Consider the following 18,540-nt stretch of genomic DNA (forward strand, 5'->3'; position numbering starts at 1 on the left):
CGCAATGGACAGCGAGCCGGTGGCGTATACCGACGAGCGCAACCTGGGCTATATCGACCGAGGGAGAGAGACGGCGTATCTGTGGGGTAAGCATAACACAGAGGTGGGAGATATCGCGCTCTATCGCCACGCACAGCCAGCGCCTGACCGCGAGCAGATACGCAACGAGCATGCCGAGTGGTCACAATCAACATTCGGTAATGTTGGCCCGATTGGCCCGCTGAAGCATCTCAGCAAAGAAGCACTGGAAGCCGCTGCCGATCCTAGCGACCTGTCGGAATGGGCCGATATGCAATTCCTACTGTGGGACGCCCAGCGACGGGCTGGTATTACAGACGAGCAGATTACCCAGGCGATGATCGAAAAACTGGCGGTGAACAAGCAACGCGAATGGCCTGAGCCGAAAGACGGTGAGCCGCGGTTGCACATTAAAGATCAGCCATCGGCGGTAGGGCCAGTAACAGATGCTATGGCTTACGCATTCCATCATGCGCTAACCGATGGTCCCCTGGGTGATGACGATGTGGAGGATATTAAGATCGGATTGAGAGCAGCTTTCGCTAATGTAACCAACTATCAGCCATTACCAGTAGTGCTGAAAGAGCATCAAATCCGCGAACTAGTCAATAAACTGCGTGATATAGCTATTGAATATCACGGTACACAACAATTGCGTGAGCATATTGCTTGTGTTATCCGCACCGCTATGAGCGCGGTCGCACCACCAGCGCCAAAAAGCGCAGTTATTTAATAATTTCCCCCGGGTGCAGCCGGGGTAATGGAGAAATCTATGCTGAGCCTCGATTGTGTTCCCATCTCAACTTATTGCAAAGAGACAGGCGAAACCCCTGATGCCATAAATAAGCGCATCCAGCGTGGCGTATGGCGTGAAGGAGTACAGGTGCTAAAGGTCGAAGGCGTTAAGGAAAGATGGATTGATCTTAGTGAGGTTGCAAAATGGGCTCGACAAAATCGCCTAAACTCCCGCGCGGCGTAACGATCAGGAAACATAGTACTGGGGAAACTATCAATATTACCTTTACCTATAAGGGGGTGAAATGCCGGGAACCTTTATCAAACCTTGAAGTTAATAGCAAAAACATTAAATACGCCGAGCGAACACTCGGCGAAATTCACAATAAAATTGAGCGGGGCACATTCAATTATGGTGAACACTTTCCCCGTTCGGCACGACTTAAAATATTTGGTAATGCTTCAACAGGAAAAACGGTAAAAAATTATCTCGATGAATATCTTGTAATTTGTGAAACGAGAAAATTATCTCCTTCAACAATCGGCGGATATAAGAAATGTTTAAATGCTTTGGCATCACTTCACGTTTTTCCTGCCAGTGAATTAACACCTGCTGCTTTAAAAACATGGATCCAGAGTCAGAAAACGACATTAAAGACGATTAGGAACCAACTTTCATTCCTACGCTCAGCACTGGATGAAGCTGTGACTGATGGTGTATTGCAGATTAACCCAGTTTCACTGGTGACAGCCTCGCGCTACCAGAGCAGTAAAACCGAGGATGAAAGTGATTATATTGTTGATCCGCTTTCGCCGGCCGAGGTTGAAGCGCTTTTGCATGCCGCAGGTAACAAGCAGTGGGAAAACATATTCCGCTTTGCAATTGAAACCGGGCTACGTAGTTCTGAACTCTGCGCCCTCCGTTGGCGCGATATCGACTTTATCGGCAAAACAGCGCATGTGCAAAATGCCAGCGTAGTAGGGGTAATTAAGGGCACGAAAACTAAAGCTGGAACACGTAAAGTTGAGTTAACCGAAGAAGCCTTGTATGCCCTGACTTCTCAGAAGCCTTTCACCTTTATGAAAGATGCAACGATCTTTGAGGATCCTAAGACAGAAAAACCATGGGCGGGTGCCGATGCGATAAGAAAGAAAGCCTGGGTGCCAACTTTACGTAAAGCTGGGATCAGGTACCGCAATCCATACCAGACCAGGCATACGTTCGCGACCCGACATATAAGTCGAGGCGCTAACCTGTTCTGGCTGGCATCACAGATGGGACATAAAGGGCCAGAAATGTTGTTCAGGCATTATGGACGCTATCTGAAGGAGTATGACGGCAACACTGAAAAACGACCCAAGCTGGTCAGCGGTGGAACCTCAAAGGAGCCGTAAAGGATCCGCAGCAAAACGCTAAATTTTTTTATCATTGTTTATCATTAGGTTATAAAGTTTCGGGCGCGGGTTCAACTCCCGCCAGCTCCACCAAATCGTGATCCGGATACGTCCGGTGAAGTACAGAAAGCCCGCATGGCACAAGCCCTGCGGGCTTTTTTGTGTCTGTCATTGTCCGAGGACATCCGGCTAAATCCAGAGAAAATTGGTACACGTTTAGGTACACGCTATACTGTGGTCCATTAAACGTGTACCAATTATGGAAGGGATCCAGACATGGCGCGCATTACACGCCCCCTCACTAACAACGAAATCCTCAAAGCGAAACCCCGCGAAAAAGACTTCACCCTGCATGATGGTGATGGCCTGTTCTTGCTCGTCAAAACCTCCGGTAAAAAACTCTGGCGCTTCCGTTATCAGCGACCGGGAAGCAGCAGCCGCACAAATTTGAGTCTCGGATCATACCCTGCCCTTACACTCGCAGCAGCTCGTCAGATACGCGACCAGCACTTAACCACCCTCGCGCAAGGCATGGATCCACAACAGCAGCAGGAGCAAGCGTCAGAACAACGCCAGATTGAGTTAGACAGCATTTTCTCAACAGTGGCTGCTAACTGGTTCCAGATTAAAAGCAGAAGCGTCACAGAAGATTATGCAAAAGACATTTGGCGCTCTTTAGATAAAGACGTGTTCCCCACTATCGGTTCGATACCTGTTCAGGAGATAAAGGCCAGAACGATTGTTGAAGCACTAGAGCCAATTAAAGCTCGTGGTGCACTTGAGACTGTGCGTCGTTTGGTACAACGTGTTAACGAGATAATGATTTATGCGGTTAACACCGGTCTGATAGATGCGAATCCTGCATCAGGTGTTGGCATGGCCTTTGAGAAACCAAAAAAGCAAAACATGCCGACGCTGCGGCCAGAGGAATTGCCGAAACTGATGCGTTCTCTTGTTATGTCCAATCTTTCTGTTTCGACTCGCTGTCTTATTGAGTGGCAGCTCCTGACCCTAGTGCGCCCTTCTGAGGCTTCTGGTGCTCGGTGGGTCGAGATCGATCTCAATGCCAAACTCTGGACGATCCCCGCCGAACGCATGAAGGCCAAGCGTGAGCACATTGTTCCTTTGTCTACTAAAGCATTAGATATTCTGGATGTAATGAAGCCTATTAGCGCTCATAGACAATATATTTTCCCAAGCAGAAATGATCCTAAAAAACCAATGAATAGTCAGACGGCTAACGCAGCTTTAAAGCGTATTGGATATGGAGGTAAGCTAGTCGCACATGGATTAAGGTCTATTGCTAGTACAGCGCTAAATGAAGCAGGAATGAACCCAGATGTGATAGAAGCAGCACTAGCGCATAGTGATAAAAATGAAGTACGTAAAGCTTACAATCGAACAACCTATCTCATGCAACGAATTGAACTAATGAATTGGTGGGCAGACTTCGTAGAAAACAAAAAATAAATCCAACAGAAAATCAAAATAGAGATTGACCACAATCAATCTCTTATTTAATGGAGTTAATATATGTTTCCAATCCAGTCGACTTGATAATCAAGTTGATTTCTTTTGATTTTTTCAAATACTCTACATTAGGCCAAGAGAGATATGTAATTATTATACATATCAATCTTACCATAGCAAAATCAGAAAGGTTAATAAGCGTTTCCACATACATTACCTTATCCTGTTCAGTGAACCCATTTTGAACAGTAATCTCTTTGTCAATCAATTTAACTGCAAGATAAAATCTTCTAGCAAAAGAAAACATTTTATCATCAGAGTTATTGTCTAAAGTCTCAAGTATGTTAGTTAAATTCACACCAACCATACCTCTCTGAACGCTTGTTTTTATAAGTTGCTCAAGTTTATTTACTGCATCAACCTTCTTTACCTCATGCCCCCCATTAGGAGATGGAAAAATTAAAGAAAAGTCATCAAAGCCACTTTTTTGCGCCTCAATTAGATTATAAAATTGAAATTCAAATGACTTTCTTTTATCCAGAATCTCTTGCCTCCTAGTCTCATTAATTAAACATTCATTAGCTGTAAATTGCATTCTTACTGATTTAATCAAAAGCAGTATGGAAATAAAACTTAAGATAGGATTGAGAACCCCTCCAAAGTAATCACCAAACTGCCCCCACACATCCTTTCCTTTTGAAAGAATGGTTGGACCAACGCCAAATTGATAATAGTAAACACCTAAAGTTAACACTATCAAAAATGACGCTAACCAACCAATATATTTCATAAGTCTTCAACCTCAATAACTAAATATTTTACGATCTCACCATTGCTAATGGTCATATCCCTGACCTTTAATAACAAGTGCTCTCGTTCTTCTTCGGCCAGCCTGTTATTTGCATCAAGATTACTTGTTATTTTTTTCGTCTGAGCATCAGTGACATATTTAAGTCCATTTAAAAAACCAAACGATGTAGTTCTCTCTTCGCCATTAACTAATAGTCTACCATTTCCTGTGAAGGTGTTAAAGCGGGTTATGATAGCCTCTATGTAATGGTCATGGTCAGTTTCAATTAACTCTGTAATATTTAAAGCTGTATGTTGATTCAAAGTCGCTATCCTTTGTTTACCGCCAGGTTTTCTATAATTCAAATCGACTGAATAATTACACATCGTAGAAATTTTGTGCATGTTTTTCAGTCTATTTCTTATAGCTTTGGTAAGTTCATCCTCAATATCTTCTAACCCTTTAATAATTTTTATAGCGGCATCGCTAAGTCTAGGGCTTTCTAAAAAAAGAGATTCATAAATGTAATAACTCATCACTTCTGAAAAGACTGATCTAGTCATTGTAGACAATCTAGCTGCGACATTTCTATCCGATATTACTACATCAAAGCATTGGCCAAAAGAACCCGTAAAAGAATGCTTTAATTTTGTGCGAATTTCATTAGTCTGATGGCGATTTTCTTTAACCTTCCCTCGTAATATTGCTTCTGTGATTATACTTGTAACCCCTGAAGCTCCGGATAAAGTCTGAAGAGCGTAATCCATGTCAACTTCGTTGTCACCACTGTTTATGACAAGATCAAGACTTACTTTCATTTTTCCCCCACGAATCGAGAGCAATTTGCTCCAAATGGATAAATATATTACTTAACCATCTATCAATCGCATATTGTTTATAACAAGCAAGTGAATAAAATGTTTTTTTTGATGATGATCAACTAATTTCGTGCGGAGTTACCCCCCGCCTCCGGGCGTTTTCCTTACTCCCAAGCCTCGCCGCCCCAGAGGCTCGCCACGCTCTCGAACAGCACCGCACTAACCACCGACACTCCCGAGAACCCGCGCCGCACAGAGACGCGCTCAGACAGCGAAACTAAATATAATTAAATAAATACTTTACCGCTGGCGCGCAGTGCTTTCCCCGCCTCGCCTGCCCGCTTCGTGGGTCGGTTTTCATGCAGGTGCATCGGGGGGCTCAGGCCGCGCCGGGACAGGGCTGAGAAGGGAGTGACGGGACGGGAAAACGCATGCAAAACCATGCACCCTGTGGATGCATGGCTTAATTGGGGAAAAATAGCGGTATTTTCGGGGATTTATTGCGGGGGCTACTTACTGGCCAGTTCCGTGCGCCGGCGGGCATAAATCAGGCTCTGTGCGGGGGTGTATTTTTCCTGATTATCCACCCGCGAAGCCGCGTCAGGCCTGAATCCGATGGCTGTTAAAATATCGCTGTCTTCTGCCGAATAATTAATTTCTTCACCGGTACTCAGCCACACGGACAGCGCTTCGCGCAGGTAATGCGCCGAACGGTCGAGCGCATGGCCGGTCAGGAGTGCGGGCTGCTGGCTGAGTCCCATCAGCTCCGGGGCGAGCGTGGCCGCCAGCTCTGTCCCGTGCGCCTGCATAAAGTCATTCAGCCGGTTGCGGATACTGATGCGCTGTACCGATTCATGGGCGCGGATATAGCGCCCGGCGGCCTGATTTATCTCCCATTTTTTGACATCGATAATGTCGCGCAGTGTCTGCATTCTGCCCGGTATACGCTCATCCCCGGCCAGCACCTGTTCCTGATATTCCTGCTCTGCGGCCGCCAGTTCGGCTTTACGGTTCAGCCAGGCGGTTTCGTTCTTCTGACAGGCTTCAAAAGCCTGCTGTAGCGTAAGGGTGGTCATGGTCAGTTCTCCCCTGATTAATGACGGTATGGCGAGCTGTAGCAGCCCTGCACTTTACGGGGTACCGGAGGTGTGACCGGCTCCGCGACAGGTGGCGTTTTCTCCGCCGGGGGCCGGATAACCTCGTCAATGGCTTCAGTGGTGCGGAACGTCGCCGAGCACTCAATATTGGTGCACTGGTGATAGCGCTGTTTGACGTTCTCCGACAGATAGCGGGAGGTACGGGCATGCGCCGACTTTTTACAGAACGGACAGTGCATCATGGCAGCAGCCCCCGCGCTTTCAGGTCAGCCTCGCGCTGACGCATTTTCTCCTGCCAGACCTTACGCTCGCCGGGCGTGCTGGCGGCGTCGTGGTCCATATGCGCAAGCGCGACGGCCGGGAAGCCGGTCAGGGAGAGCACCGGCTCATCGGCTGGCGTGACGGAGAAGGCGCTCACTTTCCTGGTCAGGAAGGTGACCACCTGCTGCATGACCTCTTTCTCCGGCTCGATATACCCCTGATGGCCAATGGTGTTGGCGAGCGGGTTTGCCATCACATCCGCTTTCAGCACCATCGCCCGGACCAGTGGCCCGAGGGTGTCATTCAGCGCCCGGTCGAGCTCTTCCTTCGCATATTCAGACAGTACGGCATGATGCGCCTGGCGGAATGCCCGCGCGGTGCTGTTGCAGGCGACTTTCAGCAGGTCACGTTCAAAGGCCAGCACTTCGGTCAGGTTGTCACATTCCTGAGCCAGCTCACGGCGGGCCACGCGTTCGATATGACCGCTTTTCAGCTCATCGGTCAGCATGGCACCCCCGGCACGGAAAGCGGCGCGCCATGTGCGGGTATCGCTGCCGTTGTCCTGCTCCAGCTCCGCTTTCTGCTCCTCCGCGCGGGTGATGGCCGTCAGGGTGTCCTCCATCTGGCGGGCCTGTTCAAGATGGGCCGCTCTGGCTGCGGCCAGTCGCTCCAGCGCCGGTTTCAGGTAATCAGGGATAAAGGTGTTGTCGGTCATGGCAGGTTTCCTCGTGGTTTCAACATGAGGTGATTCTGCCGGGGCACACACAACAACACGACCTGTTGAGGTTGTGGCAGTTCTGGCACAAACAGGACATCAAAAGCCGGCTTGCCAGAGAAAGGTCTCAGGAAAAGCATACTCACCGTTTGTTTTTTTACATATAACTGTTCACTACTGTTCACTTTAAATGAAAAGATAATAAATACAGCAAGTTAAGTGGTGAACAGTTGAGGGTGAAAGTGTTCACCGACTGTTCACTACTGTTCACCGCTACCGGCAATCCCCTTTCGAATGATTCATTGTTTTAAACATTTTATTTCATGAAATTAATAGGAGAATGCAATTAATCGAGTTTTATGAATGTCTCAGCGCGTCGTGTGCCAATTATTTTTCACTTTTTCATTTCACAGCTCAAATAACAGACAAAATCGCTCCACGGCACAACATGCCTCTGTTGCAATGAAGGAAAATATTCACAAAATAGAGAGCTACCCGAGGCCGGACGGACACGACCGGCACTGTATGGACTTTATGAGGTAGCCCGATGCACACCGCTTTTTCTTCCCCGTCTTCTGCTCCTGCCGCGCCGCTGATGCCAGTCTCTGATGCCGTTCACGAGCGTTTTATCCGTCTGCCCGAAGTGATGCATCTGTGTGGCCTGTCACGCTCCACGATTTACGACCTCATCAGCCGGGAGGCTTTCCCGAAACAAATCTCCCTAGGCGGGAAAAACGTGGCGTGGGCGCAGTCGGAAATCACCGGGTGGATGGCCGACCGTATCGCCGAACGCAACCGGAGTTACGACGCATGATGCCCGTTCAGCAAACAGCCCCTTTTTCTGGCTTGCATCTGTTGTGTGTTTCCTGGTACAGTTTTGCCATTGTCGCAAAATCGGCAACCGGGCGTGAGAACCCGAGCAATCCATCGGCGATACCAGACGCGCCATGCGTCTTTTTTTGTGTCGCAATCAACGCCACAGAGCACCAGATAATGGTGTGGTGTGCGCACATTCGTGCAGGTGTGACTCTCCGTCTCCTGTCCGTATTCGCACATTATGCCGCCATGTCAATGGTAGCTCAGGCGGGGCAGCCCTCGGGCTGGCCGGTATTCGATGGAGCCGGTATTCTCACCCCCGTCTGGGCTATCGCCACTGAGCGTGAGAACTCCGGCGATAGCAATTATCAGCTATCCATCGGAGGTTGCCTTATGGCTACGATCCTCACCCCGTCTCACCCTGAATTCGTCTTTGTATTTGCGGCTGTTCGTCGCGCAGACCGTAAGCCACGCATTTGTATGCTCCGCACCGTTGCCGGTGACGAGCGTACCGCACGTCGCTCCCTTGTCCGCGAGTACGTTCTTTCTCTTGCCGCCCGTCTGCCGCTTGCGGAGGCATCACATGCATACTGAAAACAGCATTCAGCGCGTCTCTGTACGTTGCGATGACACTGGCACCTTCCGCGAGCACCTCAGTATTGAGGCTTACCACAAACTCAATCGCGCCAGCGCCGTGACACACTTTGTCGGGCTTGATTTGAAACAACGTGAACTCTCCGGGCTGCATCAGCTTTCGGTGCCCCATATTCTGAGTTATCTGCATGAGGACATCAGCTACGTGCTGGAGGAGCTCAAAGCCAAAGGACTGTGCCGGGATTTCGTGGCCCCACCATCGGTGAGCGGAGGTGAACAGCATGTTTGATTTCCCTCAGCCGGGTGAAATATACCGGAGCTCCGGTTTTCCTGACGTGAAGGTCTTGAGTGTTCTGGCCGATGGTATTCCGTGGGACATGCCGTACCGCTGTCCGGGACTGGTCTGGAACCCGTACCGGCACACCTACACCATCCTTATTCGTATTATTGCCGGTGGCAGCATGGCAGAAATTCCGCTCGGCCGCTTTTTGCGGGACTTTAGCTGTGAGCGCCTTGATTTAATAAAGCGAAACCCTGAAAACCGCCATGCCGTTTTACGTGAAATCGCTGCTGACCCGGAATTACAGCAATACCGCGTGCGGAATATCGATAAGTATCCGGGTGATATTTCCCCGGAGAGACGTCCGGCACCAGCGGTGAGGAAATGGCGGAATAATGTCGACACGGACATGAAAATAAAACCGGATAACAGCTACCGCCATTATCTGTAATTAAAAACGACACCCAAAAATAAAATGTGCGTACCTGCGCAGGGATACGCACATCCTCAGGAGACGGAATCATGCCTGTTAATACCTCAGCCATACTACAAAATCAGCGCCTGACTGCATTCAGCCAGAATGACCTTGAATGCCTGGAACATCTTCGCAACGTCGGCCACTTTGTCAGCGCGATGATGCAGGAGCAGGACTGTACTTCCCTGCGCCGCGACCCGGCGCAACAGTCGCAGCTCACCTCCGTGATTTACCTGATGACCGCCCAGCTCAACGGCGTGGTCGAACGCTGCAACCACCGCTGGTTCACCGGGGAGGGCAATGTATGAAAACGCCTCTGCCGCCCGTATTGCGTGCCGCCCTGTATCGCCGCGCTGTCGCCTGTGCCTGGCTGACCCTGTGCGAACGCCAGCACCGCTATCCTCACCTCACCCTCGACGCGCTGGAAAGCGCCATCGCCGCCGAGCTGGAGGGCTTCTATCTGCGCCAGCACGGCGAGGAAAAAGGCCGTCTGATTGCCTGTGCATTACTGGAAGATTTGATGCAGGCCGGGCCGCTGAAAGCCGCCCCGTCGCTGTCCTTCCTCGGACTCGCCGTGATGGATGAGCTCTGCGCCCGCCATATCACATCGCCTGTACTGCACTGAGGGAGAAAACCATGAAAATGAACGTAACGGACACCGTAAAACAGGCGTGCGGCCACTGGCCGCGTATTCTCCCGGCGCTGGGAATGAAAGTGATAAAAAACCGCCATCAGGCCTGTCCGGTGTGCGGGGGCGCTGACCGGTTCCGCTTTGACGATAAAGAGGGGCGTGGCACATGGTTCTGTAACCAGTGCGGTGCCGGTGACGGCCTGAAACTGGTTGAGAAGGTGTTCGGCATATCGGCATCCGAGGCCGCCGGGAAAGTGAACGCCGTCACCGGGAATCTGCCACCGGTGGCCCCGGAGGTGATGGAGGCCGCAGACGCCGGAACGGAGGCCGACCGCAAAGCAGCGGCCGCGCTGGCCGTCAGACTGCTGGAGAAAACGCGCCCGGCCACCGGCAACGCCTACCTGACCCGCAAGGGCTTTGCCGGTCGTGAGTGTCTGACGCTGACCACGTCGCACAAAACCGGCGGCGTGGCCTACCGCGCCGGTGATGTGGTGGTGCCGCTGTATGACGGGGCTGGCGCGCTGGTTAACCTCCAGCTCATTAATGCTGAGGGGCTCAAGCGCACCCTGAAGGGCGGGCAGGTGAAAGGAGCATGTCATCTCATCGACGGGCAGAAACAGGCCGGGAAACGCCTGTGGATAGCGGAGGGTTATGCAACGGCCCTAACTGTGCATCACCTGACCGGAGAAACCGTCATGGTGGCGCTGTCGTCCGTGAACCTTCTTTCTCTGGCGAGCCTGGCCCGTCAGAAACACCCGGCCTGTCAGATTGTCCTCGCCGCCGACCGTGACCTTAACGGCGACGGCCAGAGTAAAGCCGCTGTGGCCGCAGACGCCTGTGAGGGCGTTGTTGCCCTGCCGCCGGTGTTCGGCGACTGGAATGATGCGTTTATGCAGCACGGCGAGGAGGTCACACGGAAAGCCATTTATGCCGCCATCCGGCCACCGGCACAAAGCCCCTTCGACACCATGAGCGAGGCGGAATTTACCGCCATGAGCGCCAGTGATAAGGCGATGCGGGTGCATGAGCATTACGGCGAAGCGCTGGCCGTGGATGCCAACGGCCAGCTTCTGTCCCGGTATGAAAACGGCATCTGGAAGGTGATAACGCCGTCTGATTTTGCCCGCGATGTGGCCGGGCTGTTCCAGCGGCTGCGCGCCCCGTTCTCATCGGGGAGAATTGCGTCGGTGGTGGAAACCCTGAAACTGATTATTCCCCAGCAGGAGGCACCGGCACGCCGTCTGATTGGTTTTCGCAACGGGGTACTCGATACCCAGAGCGGTCTGTTCAGCCCGCACAGCAAATCGCACTGGCTGCGCACCCTGTGTGACGTGGATTTCACCCCGCCGGTGGAGGGCGAAACGCTGGAGACCCACGCGCCGAACTTCTGGCGCTGGCTCGACCGGGCGGCCAGTGGCAACCCGACAAAACGTAACGTGATTCTGGCCGCACTGTTTATGGTGCTGGCGAACCGCTACGACTGGCAGCTCTTTCTCGAAGTGACCGGGCCGGGCGGCAGCGGGAAAAGTATCCTCGCCGAAATCGCCACGATGCTGGCCGGAGAGGATAACGCCACGTCGGCGGATATCGACACGCTGGAAGACCCGCGCAAGCGCGCCTCCCTGATTGGCTTCTCGCTCATTCGTCTGCCTGACCAGGAGAAATGGAGCGGTGACGGTGCGGGGCTCAAGGCCATCACCGGCGGCGATGCGGTGTCGGTCGACCCGAAATACCAGAACCCGTACTCGACGCATATTCCGGCGGTGATTCTGGCGGTCAACAATAATCCGATGCGCTTCACCGACCGCAGCGGCGGCGTGTCACGTCGCCGGGTGATTATCCACTTCCCGGAGCAGATAGCCCCGGAGGAGCGCGACCCGCAGCTCAGGGATAAAATCGCCCGCGAGCTGGCCGTCATCGTGCGCCAGTTAATGCAGCGGTTCAGCGACCCGATGAGTGCCCGTTCACTGCTCCAGTCGCAGCAGAACTCCGACGAGGCGCTCAGTATTAAACGCGACGCTGACCCGACGTTTGATTTTTGCGGCTATCTGGAGGCGCTGCCGGAGCCGGACGGAATGTATATGGGGAACGCCAACATTATCCCGCGCCAGCCCCGCCTGTATCTGTATCACGCCTATCTGGTGTACATGGAGGCCCACGGCTACAGGAATGCGCTCAGTCTGACCATGTTCGGCAAGGGGCTCTCAGCCATTCTGAAAGAGTACGGCCTGAATTACGAGAAGCGCCGCACAAATCAGGGCATGCAGACCAATCTCGCCCTCAGGGAGGAAAGCAACGCCGACTGGCTGCCGAAGTGCGACGAACCCACCGCTACATAACCTACCCGGACCGGCAACAGCCGGTCTTTTTTTGCCTGCATACCGGCCCGAGTGAACAGTAAAGTGTTCACTGTTCACCGAGTATTCACAAGATAACATCATGAAAATAAACAATAAAAACACCGAGTGAACAGTGTGAACAGTTTTTCCAGAAAAAACTTTTTACCCTTGAAAGTTATCAGGCAACTGAGTACCAAGAGCAGGCGTTACTTTCATCGAGATATATCAAATTACGAAAGGATGCAAAAAGCACCTCATATATGCACACTATTATTTTTGTAAACAAGTTAAAATTAATGATATTAGATCCCTAAGCACTCCTTTATTTTCTGCGTATCATCCTTCACCTCATGAATAGCCTGCATCATTTTTACGAAGTCAGATTGATAATGACCTTGCAACATTATAAAGTCATCATTATAAACCAATTTCTCGTTGTGAAGCCCTTTAAAATCATCAACAAACTGAATTATTTTATTTACATTGTCTCTAATGGAGATAAATGTTATTAAAATATCGTAACGGGGCATATCTGTTATGCTATATTCCTTTAGCAGGTTGGCTGATTTAATTAAAAGCGCGTAATGATGGGCATATATAGAATCAGAAATAAACACTTCCCTATCAAATATCAAGTCCTTAAAATCCCTTTCAAATTGATAAAATGCATCATCTAAATCACGAACCATATAATAAATATAATAGAGCACTTTCTTTTTTTTAATTTCTTCTTCATTCTTTTTTTCACGAGTATCTTTACGTGATATATAAATTGAAACCACTACAGCAGCAGCACCACCTAAAAATGACAAAACTCCGCTAACAGCCTGTACTGAATCAGTAAAACTACTGTTAATCAAAAATATACTACCGTCCTTAATTGAAAATACTAATATAAGCAAAAGAGCAATAAGTATTATAAGCAGCATATGTATAGAGTATTTTTTAATATTTCCCATATTTCGAACCCTAATAGTATTATAGATAACTCGACATTTCTTAATCAAAAGTATTGTTCCCCTACGAAAAAGGATATCAATACGTATGTCACTTCATCAAGTTATAGTAAGTTTAATTCTGTGTTTTGCTCACAACAAAATATAACGTTTGTACCTGTAGCCCGTAGAGGTGAACAGTAAAGTGTTCACTGCTCATCTAGCAATCACAATATAATACATTGAAAATAAACAAAAAAACCACATAGCACAGTATTCACAAAAACTTTTTTCTTCCCCCCTTATCACCATCGTATTGCCGTGACGGTCGCATGAAATAGGCAAGAAACACGCTGAGGTGAAGAGTTTACTGTTCACTCTTCACCAACTGATCACCATCTATCATTATGATATTAAAAAGAAAAATAAGATTGTGAACAGTGTGAACAGTTAAATGCAAAAAAACTTTTTATCCAGCCTTTGTAGATACAGAAAAATCATCAGGAGAAAGAGCAATCGACAACTTTAGATAGGTAAGAATGCTATGACATCCCATAATTGGTACACATTTAGGTACACAAATGAAAGTTGAACACATTAAAATTATTTATTTTTAAACAGTTACAAGATTAATTCAGACTCCGCCAGCCCACCAAAATTCTCCAGCGGTGATTACCAGAGTCATCCGATGAAGTCCTAAGAGCCCGCACGGCGTAAGCCCTGCGGGCTTTTTTGTGTCTATATCGGTCTGGCGGGAATGACTGAGGACCGCAGCCTTGTGGTGCCTTTTTGGGCTCCAGGAGAAAGAGCCAAAAAACGCGGGTCCTAAAATGGTAAAACTCATTAAGAGGCTCATTGCGGCTGAAAGCACAAGCATGAAGCCTTCAGAGCAGACAGCCCGAATATCTGTAATGGGTCAGGCAACGGTTGCCTGCACAATATGAGAAACCGCTGCGACTATTCAGGCAAGGCAATCAACGGCATGGAAAAAGAGCTCTTCCGTCATGATGGCATTCTCTTTTTCGCTCTGATGTTCGCGGCGGATAAACCAGCCCGTTTCCGGCGCCATGCTCAGGTAAAACAGCTGAGTGATTCCAGGAGCATTAACCCGCATTGTCATGCAGCCCGTTTCCACACCTCGACAGAGCTGTTCAGGTACTATGCTGACGTGACGATCGCCGTTCTGTAGCCGGAGTGTGGTGATGTCATAACGGCATATACCGCTGTTCAGGCTATAGCCGATCGTGCTCAGATCATGAATATGCTTTGTTGATAGAATGACCTCAATGCCGGACCCCGCAAACCACTGGCTGATTTGCTGCACCAGCGCATCCATCCGGCGGCGGAATGCCTGAATTTCCGCCTCAGCGGATTTATTGCCGGGCGGTGTGCTATCGGAGTTCTGCTGCACTTTCTTAAAAAAACGTTCTCTGGCCGACACGTTATCGCCCCCGTTAACTTTTAATACGTTGTGAGATATGCGCTGAGCGGCATTCTCTTTTTTTTTTCATCGCCGCTCCCGCCACCTTATTTTTCGTAAACAGATTAAGCGCACAGCACTGCGGCACGGGCGGGATCGATGGCAATCAGCTCGGCAAGCAGGCGGTCCATAGCAGACTGCAGGCGGTTTTTGTCGGTTTCACTGCGCCCGGCCTTCAGGCGTAGCAGCCTGAGGTGGCGGGCTTTGACTTCGAACAGCAGACCTGTCTCCCATTGTGCCAGCGGAATTCCGGCAGCATCCGCGCCCAGTTCCGCCAGCAGGTGTTGCGCCAGCTCATTTTTGCCGGTCTGCTCGGCAATACGCGCCATCAGCAGGCGCAGCAGCCAGCGGCTGCGCACGCTGGTGATACCCGGGCGGTTCTGCAGCCAGGCCAGCGCCGCCTCCGGGCCGTCGCTGTCGGCAACCGCGAGGGCCTCCGGCTCCAGCAGCAGAATATCGTCATCGCCGGATGCGGTAGCGGCGCTGGCGGCAGTATCATCCCGCCAGCCTGCGGCGTTCTCCAGCACCTGCTGTTGTATCCAGTTCAGCGTGACCTCATCGGCAAACGGCGTGCCGTCGTTAAATGCCAGTCCTTCCAGCCCCGTCAGCCGGGACAGCAGCCCTTTCAGGTCGTTCTGAATAATAGCGGCTTCCGCTTCCCGCCCTGCCTTCAGCAGAGCCTGGTGGATATACCACTGCAGGTCCAGCCACAGATGATTCGCGCCACGAGAAAACATCCCGTCAGCCTGTTCCAGCAGTTCTGTCCAACTCTGCTGGAGATACAACCGCTTCAGCAATGCCCGCTGGTCCGGCTTCGGCGGTTCAATACGGGTTCTGCCTTCTGCTGATAGCGGCGGCAGCTGATATAGCGTGTCGTGGCGGATGCTTTTCATCAGATGGTGAGCGGCCAGCCAGCCCTCCGGCTGGTCACCGAGATATTTCGCCAGGATACGCGCCTGCGTCAGCAGTTCCTGGCCGGAGGTGATAGGGCTCAGCGCCGGCGTATAGTTGTTTGCCTGAGAGGGCGAAACATCGCTGACATTCTGCGGCACGACGGCATCCGGCCCGCCCGACTTCAACAGACGGGTCTCGAGGACGCCGCACAGCGCATCGGGGACAGTCCCCTCCTGCGCCTGCTCCATCAGCAATAATGCGCCGCTGATACGCAAGGCATCAGTACTGCCGGCCTCGGGGTACAGCGACAGGCTGTCAAGCATCCGCTGTCCGGCGAGCCAGTCAAATGCGGCCCTTCGGCTGCGCTCCCGCAGCGGGTGCAGCTGCTCGCCAAAACCCTGCATCAGCCCGGCCAGCAGTTCCAGTCCGTCCGCCAGACCGCTTTCGCCATCCCGGTGCAGCCGCGCCCACGCGTAATATGAGGCAACGCGAATATCTTTGGTCACGGTGGTGAGCAGTTTTTCGGCCAACCTACAAATCAGATCGCTATCCGCACCGGTGATCTTGTTCACCTCTTCGCGCATCTGCTGGAAATCATCATCGTAGCCGGGATCGTCCCCCGCGGGTTTATCGGCTGACAGCGGCTGCAGCCAGTTATTCCACAACAGCAGACGTTGTTGCGTTTGTACCGCCAGCGCATCAGCAGCGGCCTGACAGACTGAAATCAGAGTATAAACATTGGCCATCAGTACATCTCCTCTCCGGTCAGCGCGGGGCCGGCTGCCAGCGCCATTCGGGCCACGGAATCAGCCACCTGCGCGTCCAGCATATTCCCGGTTAATCCATTAAATAACGCACGCCGTTTATTTCGGGGCCAGCGCGCTGATTTCGTCGCGTAATTCCTGCGTCAGCGCCGGGTCTTTCAGGATTTTTTCGAACTCTTTTCTGAAAATGCGTGCCCTGGGCACCTCATTCTGGAACGTATCAGCCATAGGGGTCCCTTCCCGTGAGGAATAATGTGTTAAAGATAACGGCGTGTGATGACCAGGATATAGTAGAGCAAAGCGCCAAAAAATATCAACCTGCCGGCCCCAAAGTCCATTATAAGACTTTCCTCAGACATCTTAAGGCAAATGTAAAAATGAAACGCATCAGACAAACAAAGCCGGTATGTAATAACAACCTTTTGCTTACAATAAAGGCTGAGTGTATACCTGGCAGAGGAATATGAATTAAATTCATATCTGAATAGACAGAGTTGATTGATGCAAATCAATGTGCAGCGGAAATAAAGATCACTCCTGACACTGAAAAAATCGCGAATGGCGAAGTGTGAAATAAATTATTTTTTTATGGTTTACAGGCTGTAAGCCGCCCAGCTCTGGGTATTAATATGGTTATAATTAATGACTGGCAAGATTAATATAAAATTCACAAATAATATCTGGCAGATATCAATTCGGGATTCATTGGGAAAGGGACAGGATCGCAGTTACGTCTTCATACTCGTTGAGAATGGTAATATGCTGCTTTTCACACCTCGCCCCGTATGACGAAGCGGCGCATTACGCCGGGGGAGGCCTCGGGCGTCACCGCCTTTGAGTCAAACCTCATGCAGCTGGATTGGCTGCTGCCGGAAGCGATCGGTTGAAAGCGCGATGGGCAATATTCTGCCCGCCAGGCGATAGTTGCAGCCATGATGTCCGTCCCGGACATCTGACTGCCCCCCCCCTGGTATGCGGGCGATGGCTTTGCGGATACGCAAGTCGGCGGGGAGCCGCTATCGATCGCTCAGGGAATGAGTTCGAAGGTAATGGAGATTAAGGTATCCGGGTTCAGGTCCGCTGGCGTGCTGCTATACAGCGAGCCGGCCTGTCCATATAGCGTGACCGTTCCGCCTTTTAATCCGGATGATAGTACTTTGGCCATTAGCGGATCGATTTGCTTATCGTAAACCATCTTTGAATTCATCGTATTGAGTATCGGCGTACCATCAAGCTTCTTCTCAAGGATATTCATAGACAAAGTCTCATTCGACTTGTACGACTCCTTTCCTTTTTTATCAACCACAAAATAGACACCATTAGGCAAAATCTCATATTTCTTGTTTTTGATTTTAGCCATGATTCTTTTTTCAATATCGACGTACTTAGACGATAGTTGTTCGTTAAGCATGTTAACGATACTTTCTATTTCATTTTCTTTAATTTTGAGTTTTTTATTATAAGCGTCGTTAAACCCGGAAACCAACGCTGAAGGCGCCAGCTTGACATTATTGTCGGCCATTTTATTCACATCGGATAGCGCCTGGGTAAGGTAGAAAACGCCGAGCGCATAGGCATTTTTATGACTTTTATCCGCAAGGCTTAAATCACTTTGCTTGATAGCCAGGCTATCGAGCGTAGACTGTAATTTTTTATTTTTATCGTTTAAAGCAGCGACTGAAACATCATATTCTTTCTGCGCGGTTGCGGCGGCGGCGGCCAGCTCGGCGTTCTTTTTGGTCAGCGCATCAAGCGCGGTTTTCTGCTGGCCTTCTCTTTCCGCGCGCTGCTTGTTCAGCGCGGCAATCTGCGCCGACAGCGCACGGGTGGTCTCATCCTGCTTTTTCTGCGCCGCTTCGGCGGCAGCGGCCAGCTCGGCGTTCTTTTTGGTCAGCGCATCAAGCTCGGTTTTCTGCTTACCTTTTATCTCCGCGCGCTGCTTGTTCAGCGCGGCAATCTGCGCCGACAGCGCGCGGGAGGTCTCATCCTGCTTTTTCTGCGCCGCTTCGGCGGCAGCGGCCAGCTCGGCGTTC

19 protein-coding genes, 1 tRNA gene and 3 pseudogenes are annotated in these 18,540 nt (G+C 50.7%); 13 read left to right on the top strand and 10 right to left on the bottom strand.

Annotation, left to right across the window (positions count from 1 at the left end; translation table 11 throughout):
* Positions 1-4: 4 nt before the first annotated feature.
* The 5 genes and pseudogenes from ABLU67_RS01415 to ABLU67_RS01435 all read left to right on the top strand — a co-directional run.
* A pseudogene (locus tag ABLU67_RS01415) lies at positions 5-445 on the top strand (DUF550 domain-containing protein); the annotation flags it as partial.
* A gap of 345 nt (positions 446-790) precedes the next feature.
* On the top strand, positions 791-997 hold the full coding sequence (locus tag ABLU67_RS01420; RefSeq protein WP_047683674.1) for a hypothetical protein: 207 nt from the start codon (positions 791-793) through the stop codon (positions 995-997).
* Positions 958-2,148 (top strand): site-specific integrase, encoded by a 1,191-nt coding sequence (locus ABLU67_RS01425; protein ID WP_049091340.1) that lies wholly within the window; start codon positions 958-960, stop codon positions 2,146-2,148. Before ABLU67_RS01420 ends, ABLU67_RS01425 begins: the two co-directional genes overlap by 40 nt.
* A tRNA-Leu gene (locus ABLU67_RS01430) sits at positions 2,139-2,241 on the top strand. The genes ABLU67_RS01425 and ABLU67_RS01430 overlap by 10 nt, the downstream gene beginning before the upstream one ends.
* Positions 2,242-2,424: 183 nt before the next feature.
* A complete protein-coding gene (locus tag ABLU67_RS01435; RefSeq protein ID WP_085831439.1) occupies positions 2,425-3,618 on the top strand; it encodes an integrase domain-containing protein in 1,194 nt (397 codons plus the stop codon).
* Between the two features lie 43 nt (positions 3,619-3,661).
* Here the strand turns inward: ABLU67_RS01435 and ABLU67_RS01440 are convergent, their stop codons facing one another.
* The 5 genes from ABLU67_RS01440 to ABLU67_RS01460 all read right to left on the bottom strand — a co-directional run bounded on the left by ABLU67_RS01440 (position 3,662) and on the right by ABLU67_RS01460 (position 7,299).
* Positions 3,662-4,408 carry a hypothetical protein gene (locus ABLU67_RS01440; RefSeq protein WP_085831438.1) on the bottom strand — a complete coding sequence of 249 codons (747 nt, stop codon included), beginning with the start codon at positions 4,406-4,408 and terminating at the stop codon, positions 3,662-3,664.
* A complete protein-coding gene (locus ABLU67_RS01445) occupies positions 4,405-5,226 on the bottom strand; it encodes a hypothetical protein (RefSeq protein WP_085831437.1) in 822 nt (273 codons plus the stop codon). Before ABLU67_RS01445 ends, ABLU67_RS01440 begins: the two co-directional genes overlap by 4 nt.
* 509 nt (positions 5,227-5,735) lie before the next feature.
* Positions 5,736-6,302 carry a phage polarity suppression protein gene (locus ABLU67_RS01450; protein WP_267716852.1) on the bottom strand — a complete coding sequence of 189 codons (567 nt, stop codon included), beginning with the start codon at positions 6,300-6,302 and terminating at the stop codon, positions 5,736-5,738.
* 17 nt (positions 6,303-6,319) lie between these two features.
* A complete protein-coding gene (locus ABLU67_RS01455; protein ID WP_110223083.1) occupies positions 6,320-6,565 on the bottom strand; it encodes an ogr/Delta-like zinc finger family protein in 246 nt (81 codons plus the stop codon).
* Entirely contained in the window at positions 6,562-7,299 is a 738-nt protein-coding gene (locus ABLU67_RS01460; RefSeq protein ID WP_117380451.1) for a glycoprotein 3, read from the bottom strand. Before ABLU67_RS01460 ends, ABLU67_RS01455 begins: the two co-directional genes overlap by 4 nt.
* Before the next feature lie 547 nt (positions 7,300-7,846).
* Between ABLU67_RS01460 and ABLU67_RS01465 the strand changes: the two genes are divergently transcribed.
* The 8 genes and pseudogenes from ABLU67_RS01465 (at position 7,847) to ABLU67_RS01500 (ending at position 12,434) form a co-directional block, all read left to right on the top strand.
* Positions 7,847-8,113, top strand: coding sequence for an AlpA family transcriptional regulator (locus tag ABLU67_RS01465; protein ID WP_181944414.1), 267 nt, complete (start codon positions 7,847-7,849; stop codon positions 8,111-8,113).
* Positions 8,113-8,484: pseudogene (locus ABLU67_RS01470) on the top strand (ash family protein); the annotation flags it as partial. The gene ABLU67_RS01465 and the pseudogene ABLU67_RS01470, both read left to right, overlap by 1 nt.
* Positions 8,485-8,508: 24 nt before the next feature.
* A complete protein-coding gene (locus ABLU67_RS01475; RefSeq protein ID WP_232633948.1) occupies positions 8,509-8,709 on the top strand; it encodes a host cell division inhibitor Icd-like protein in 201 nt (66 codons plus the stop codon).
* On the top strand, positions 8,699-8,998 hold the full coding sequence (locus tag ABLU67_RS01480; RefSeq protein WP_072032091.1) for a Derepression protein: 300 nt from the start codon (positions 8,699-8,701) through the stop codon (positions 8,996-8,998). The genes ABLU67_RS01475 and ABLU67_RS01480 overlap by 11 nt, the downstream gene beginning before the upstream one ends.
* Complete coding sequence (locus ABLU67_RS01485; RefSeq protein ID WP_240273340.1) at positions 8,991-9,440, top strand: hypothetical protein; 450 nt, start codon at positions 8,991-8,993, stop codon at positions 9,438-9,440. Before ABLU67_RS01480 ends, ABLU67_RS01485 begins: the two co-directional genes overlap by 8 nt.
* Before the next feature lie 71 nt (positions 9,441-9,511).
* Entirely contained in the window at positions 9,512-9,772 is a 261-nt protein-coding gene (locus tag ABLU67_RS01490) for a hypothetical protein (RefSeq protein ID WP_348852122.1), read from the top strand.
* Positions 9,769-10,089, top strand: coding sequence for a DUF5375 domain-containing protein (locus tag ABLU67_RS01495; RefSeq protein WP_004185276.1), 321 nt, complete (start codon positions 9,769-9,771; stop codon positions 10,087-10,089). The genes ABLU67_RS01490 and ABLU67_RS01495 overlap by 4 nt, the downstream gene beginning before the upstream one ends.
* A gap of 11 nt (positions 10,090-10,100) precedes the next feature.
* A complete protein-coding gene (locus ABLU67_RS01500) occupies positions 10,101-12,434 on the top strand; it encodes a primase-helicase zinc-binding domain-containing protein (protein WP_348852123.1) in 2,334 nt (777 codons plus the stop codon).
* 302 nt (positions 12,435-12,736) lie between these two features.
* On the opposite strand, the gene ABLU67_RS01505 is transcribed toward ABLU67_RS01500, so the two are convergent.
* From ABLU67_RS01505 to ABLU67_RS01525, 5 genes and pseudogenes are all read right to left on the bottom strand, one after another.
* Positions 12,737-13,393 carry a hypothetical protein gene (locus ABLU67_RS01505; protein ID WP_142891100.1) on the bottom strand — a complete coding sequence of 219 codons (657 nt, stop codon included), beginning with the start codon at positions 13,391-13,393 and terminating at the stop codon, positions 12,737-12,739.
* A gap of 937 nt (positions 13,394-14,330) precedes the next feature.
* Positions 14,331-14,810, bottom strand: a complete 480-nt coding sequence (locus ABLU67_RS01510; RefSeq protein ID WP_048260554.1) for a hypothetical protein — start codon at positions 14,808-14,810, stop codon at positions 14,331-14,333.
* 104 nt (positions 14,811-14,914) lie between these two features.
* Positions 14,915-16,489, bottom strand: coding sequence for a type VI secretion system protein TssA (gene tssA / locus ABLU67_RS01515; RefSeq protein WP_049083326.1), 1,575 nt, complete (start codon positions 16,487-16,489; stop codon positions 14,915-14,917).
* A 117-nt stretch (positions 16,490-16,606) separates the two neighbouring features.
* Positions 16,607-16,693 (bottom strand): annotated as a pseudogene (locus tag ABLU67_RS01520) (type VI secretion system contractile sheath small subunit); the annotation flags it as partial.
* 841 nt (positions 16,694-17,534) lie between these two features.
* Positions 17,535-18,540 (bottom strand): FKBP-type peptidyl-prolyl cis-trans isomerase N-terminal domain-containing protein (locus ABLU67_RS01525; RefSeq protein ID WP_348852124.1); only part of this gene is annotated, 1,006 nt, incomplete at its 5' end.

The sequence above is a fragment of the Klebsiella sp. GN_Kp190 genome (genome assembly GCF_040061795.1).
Lineage (GTDB): Bacteria > Pseudomonadota > Gammaproteobacteria > Enterobacterales > Enterobacteriaceae > Klebsiella > Klebsiella michiganensis.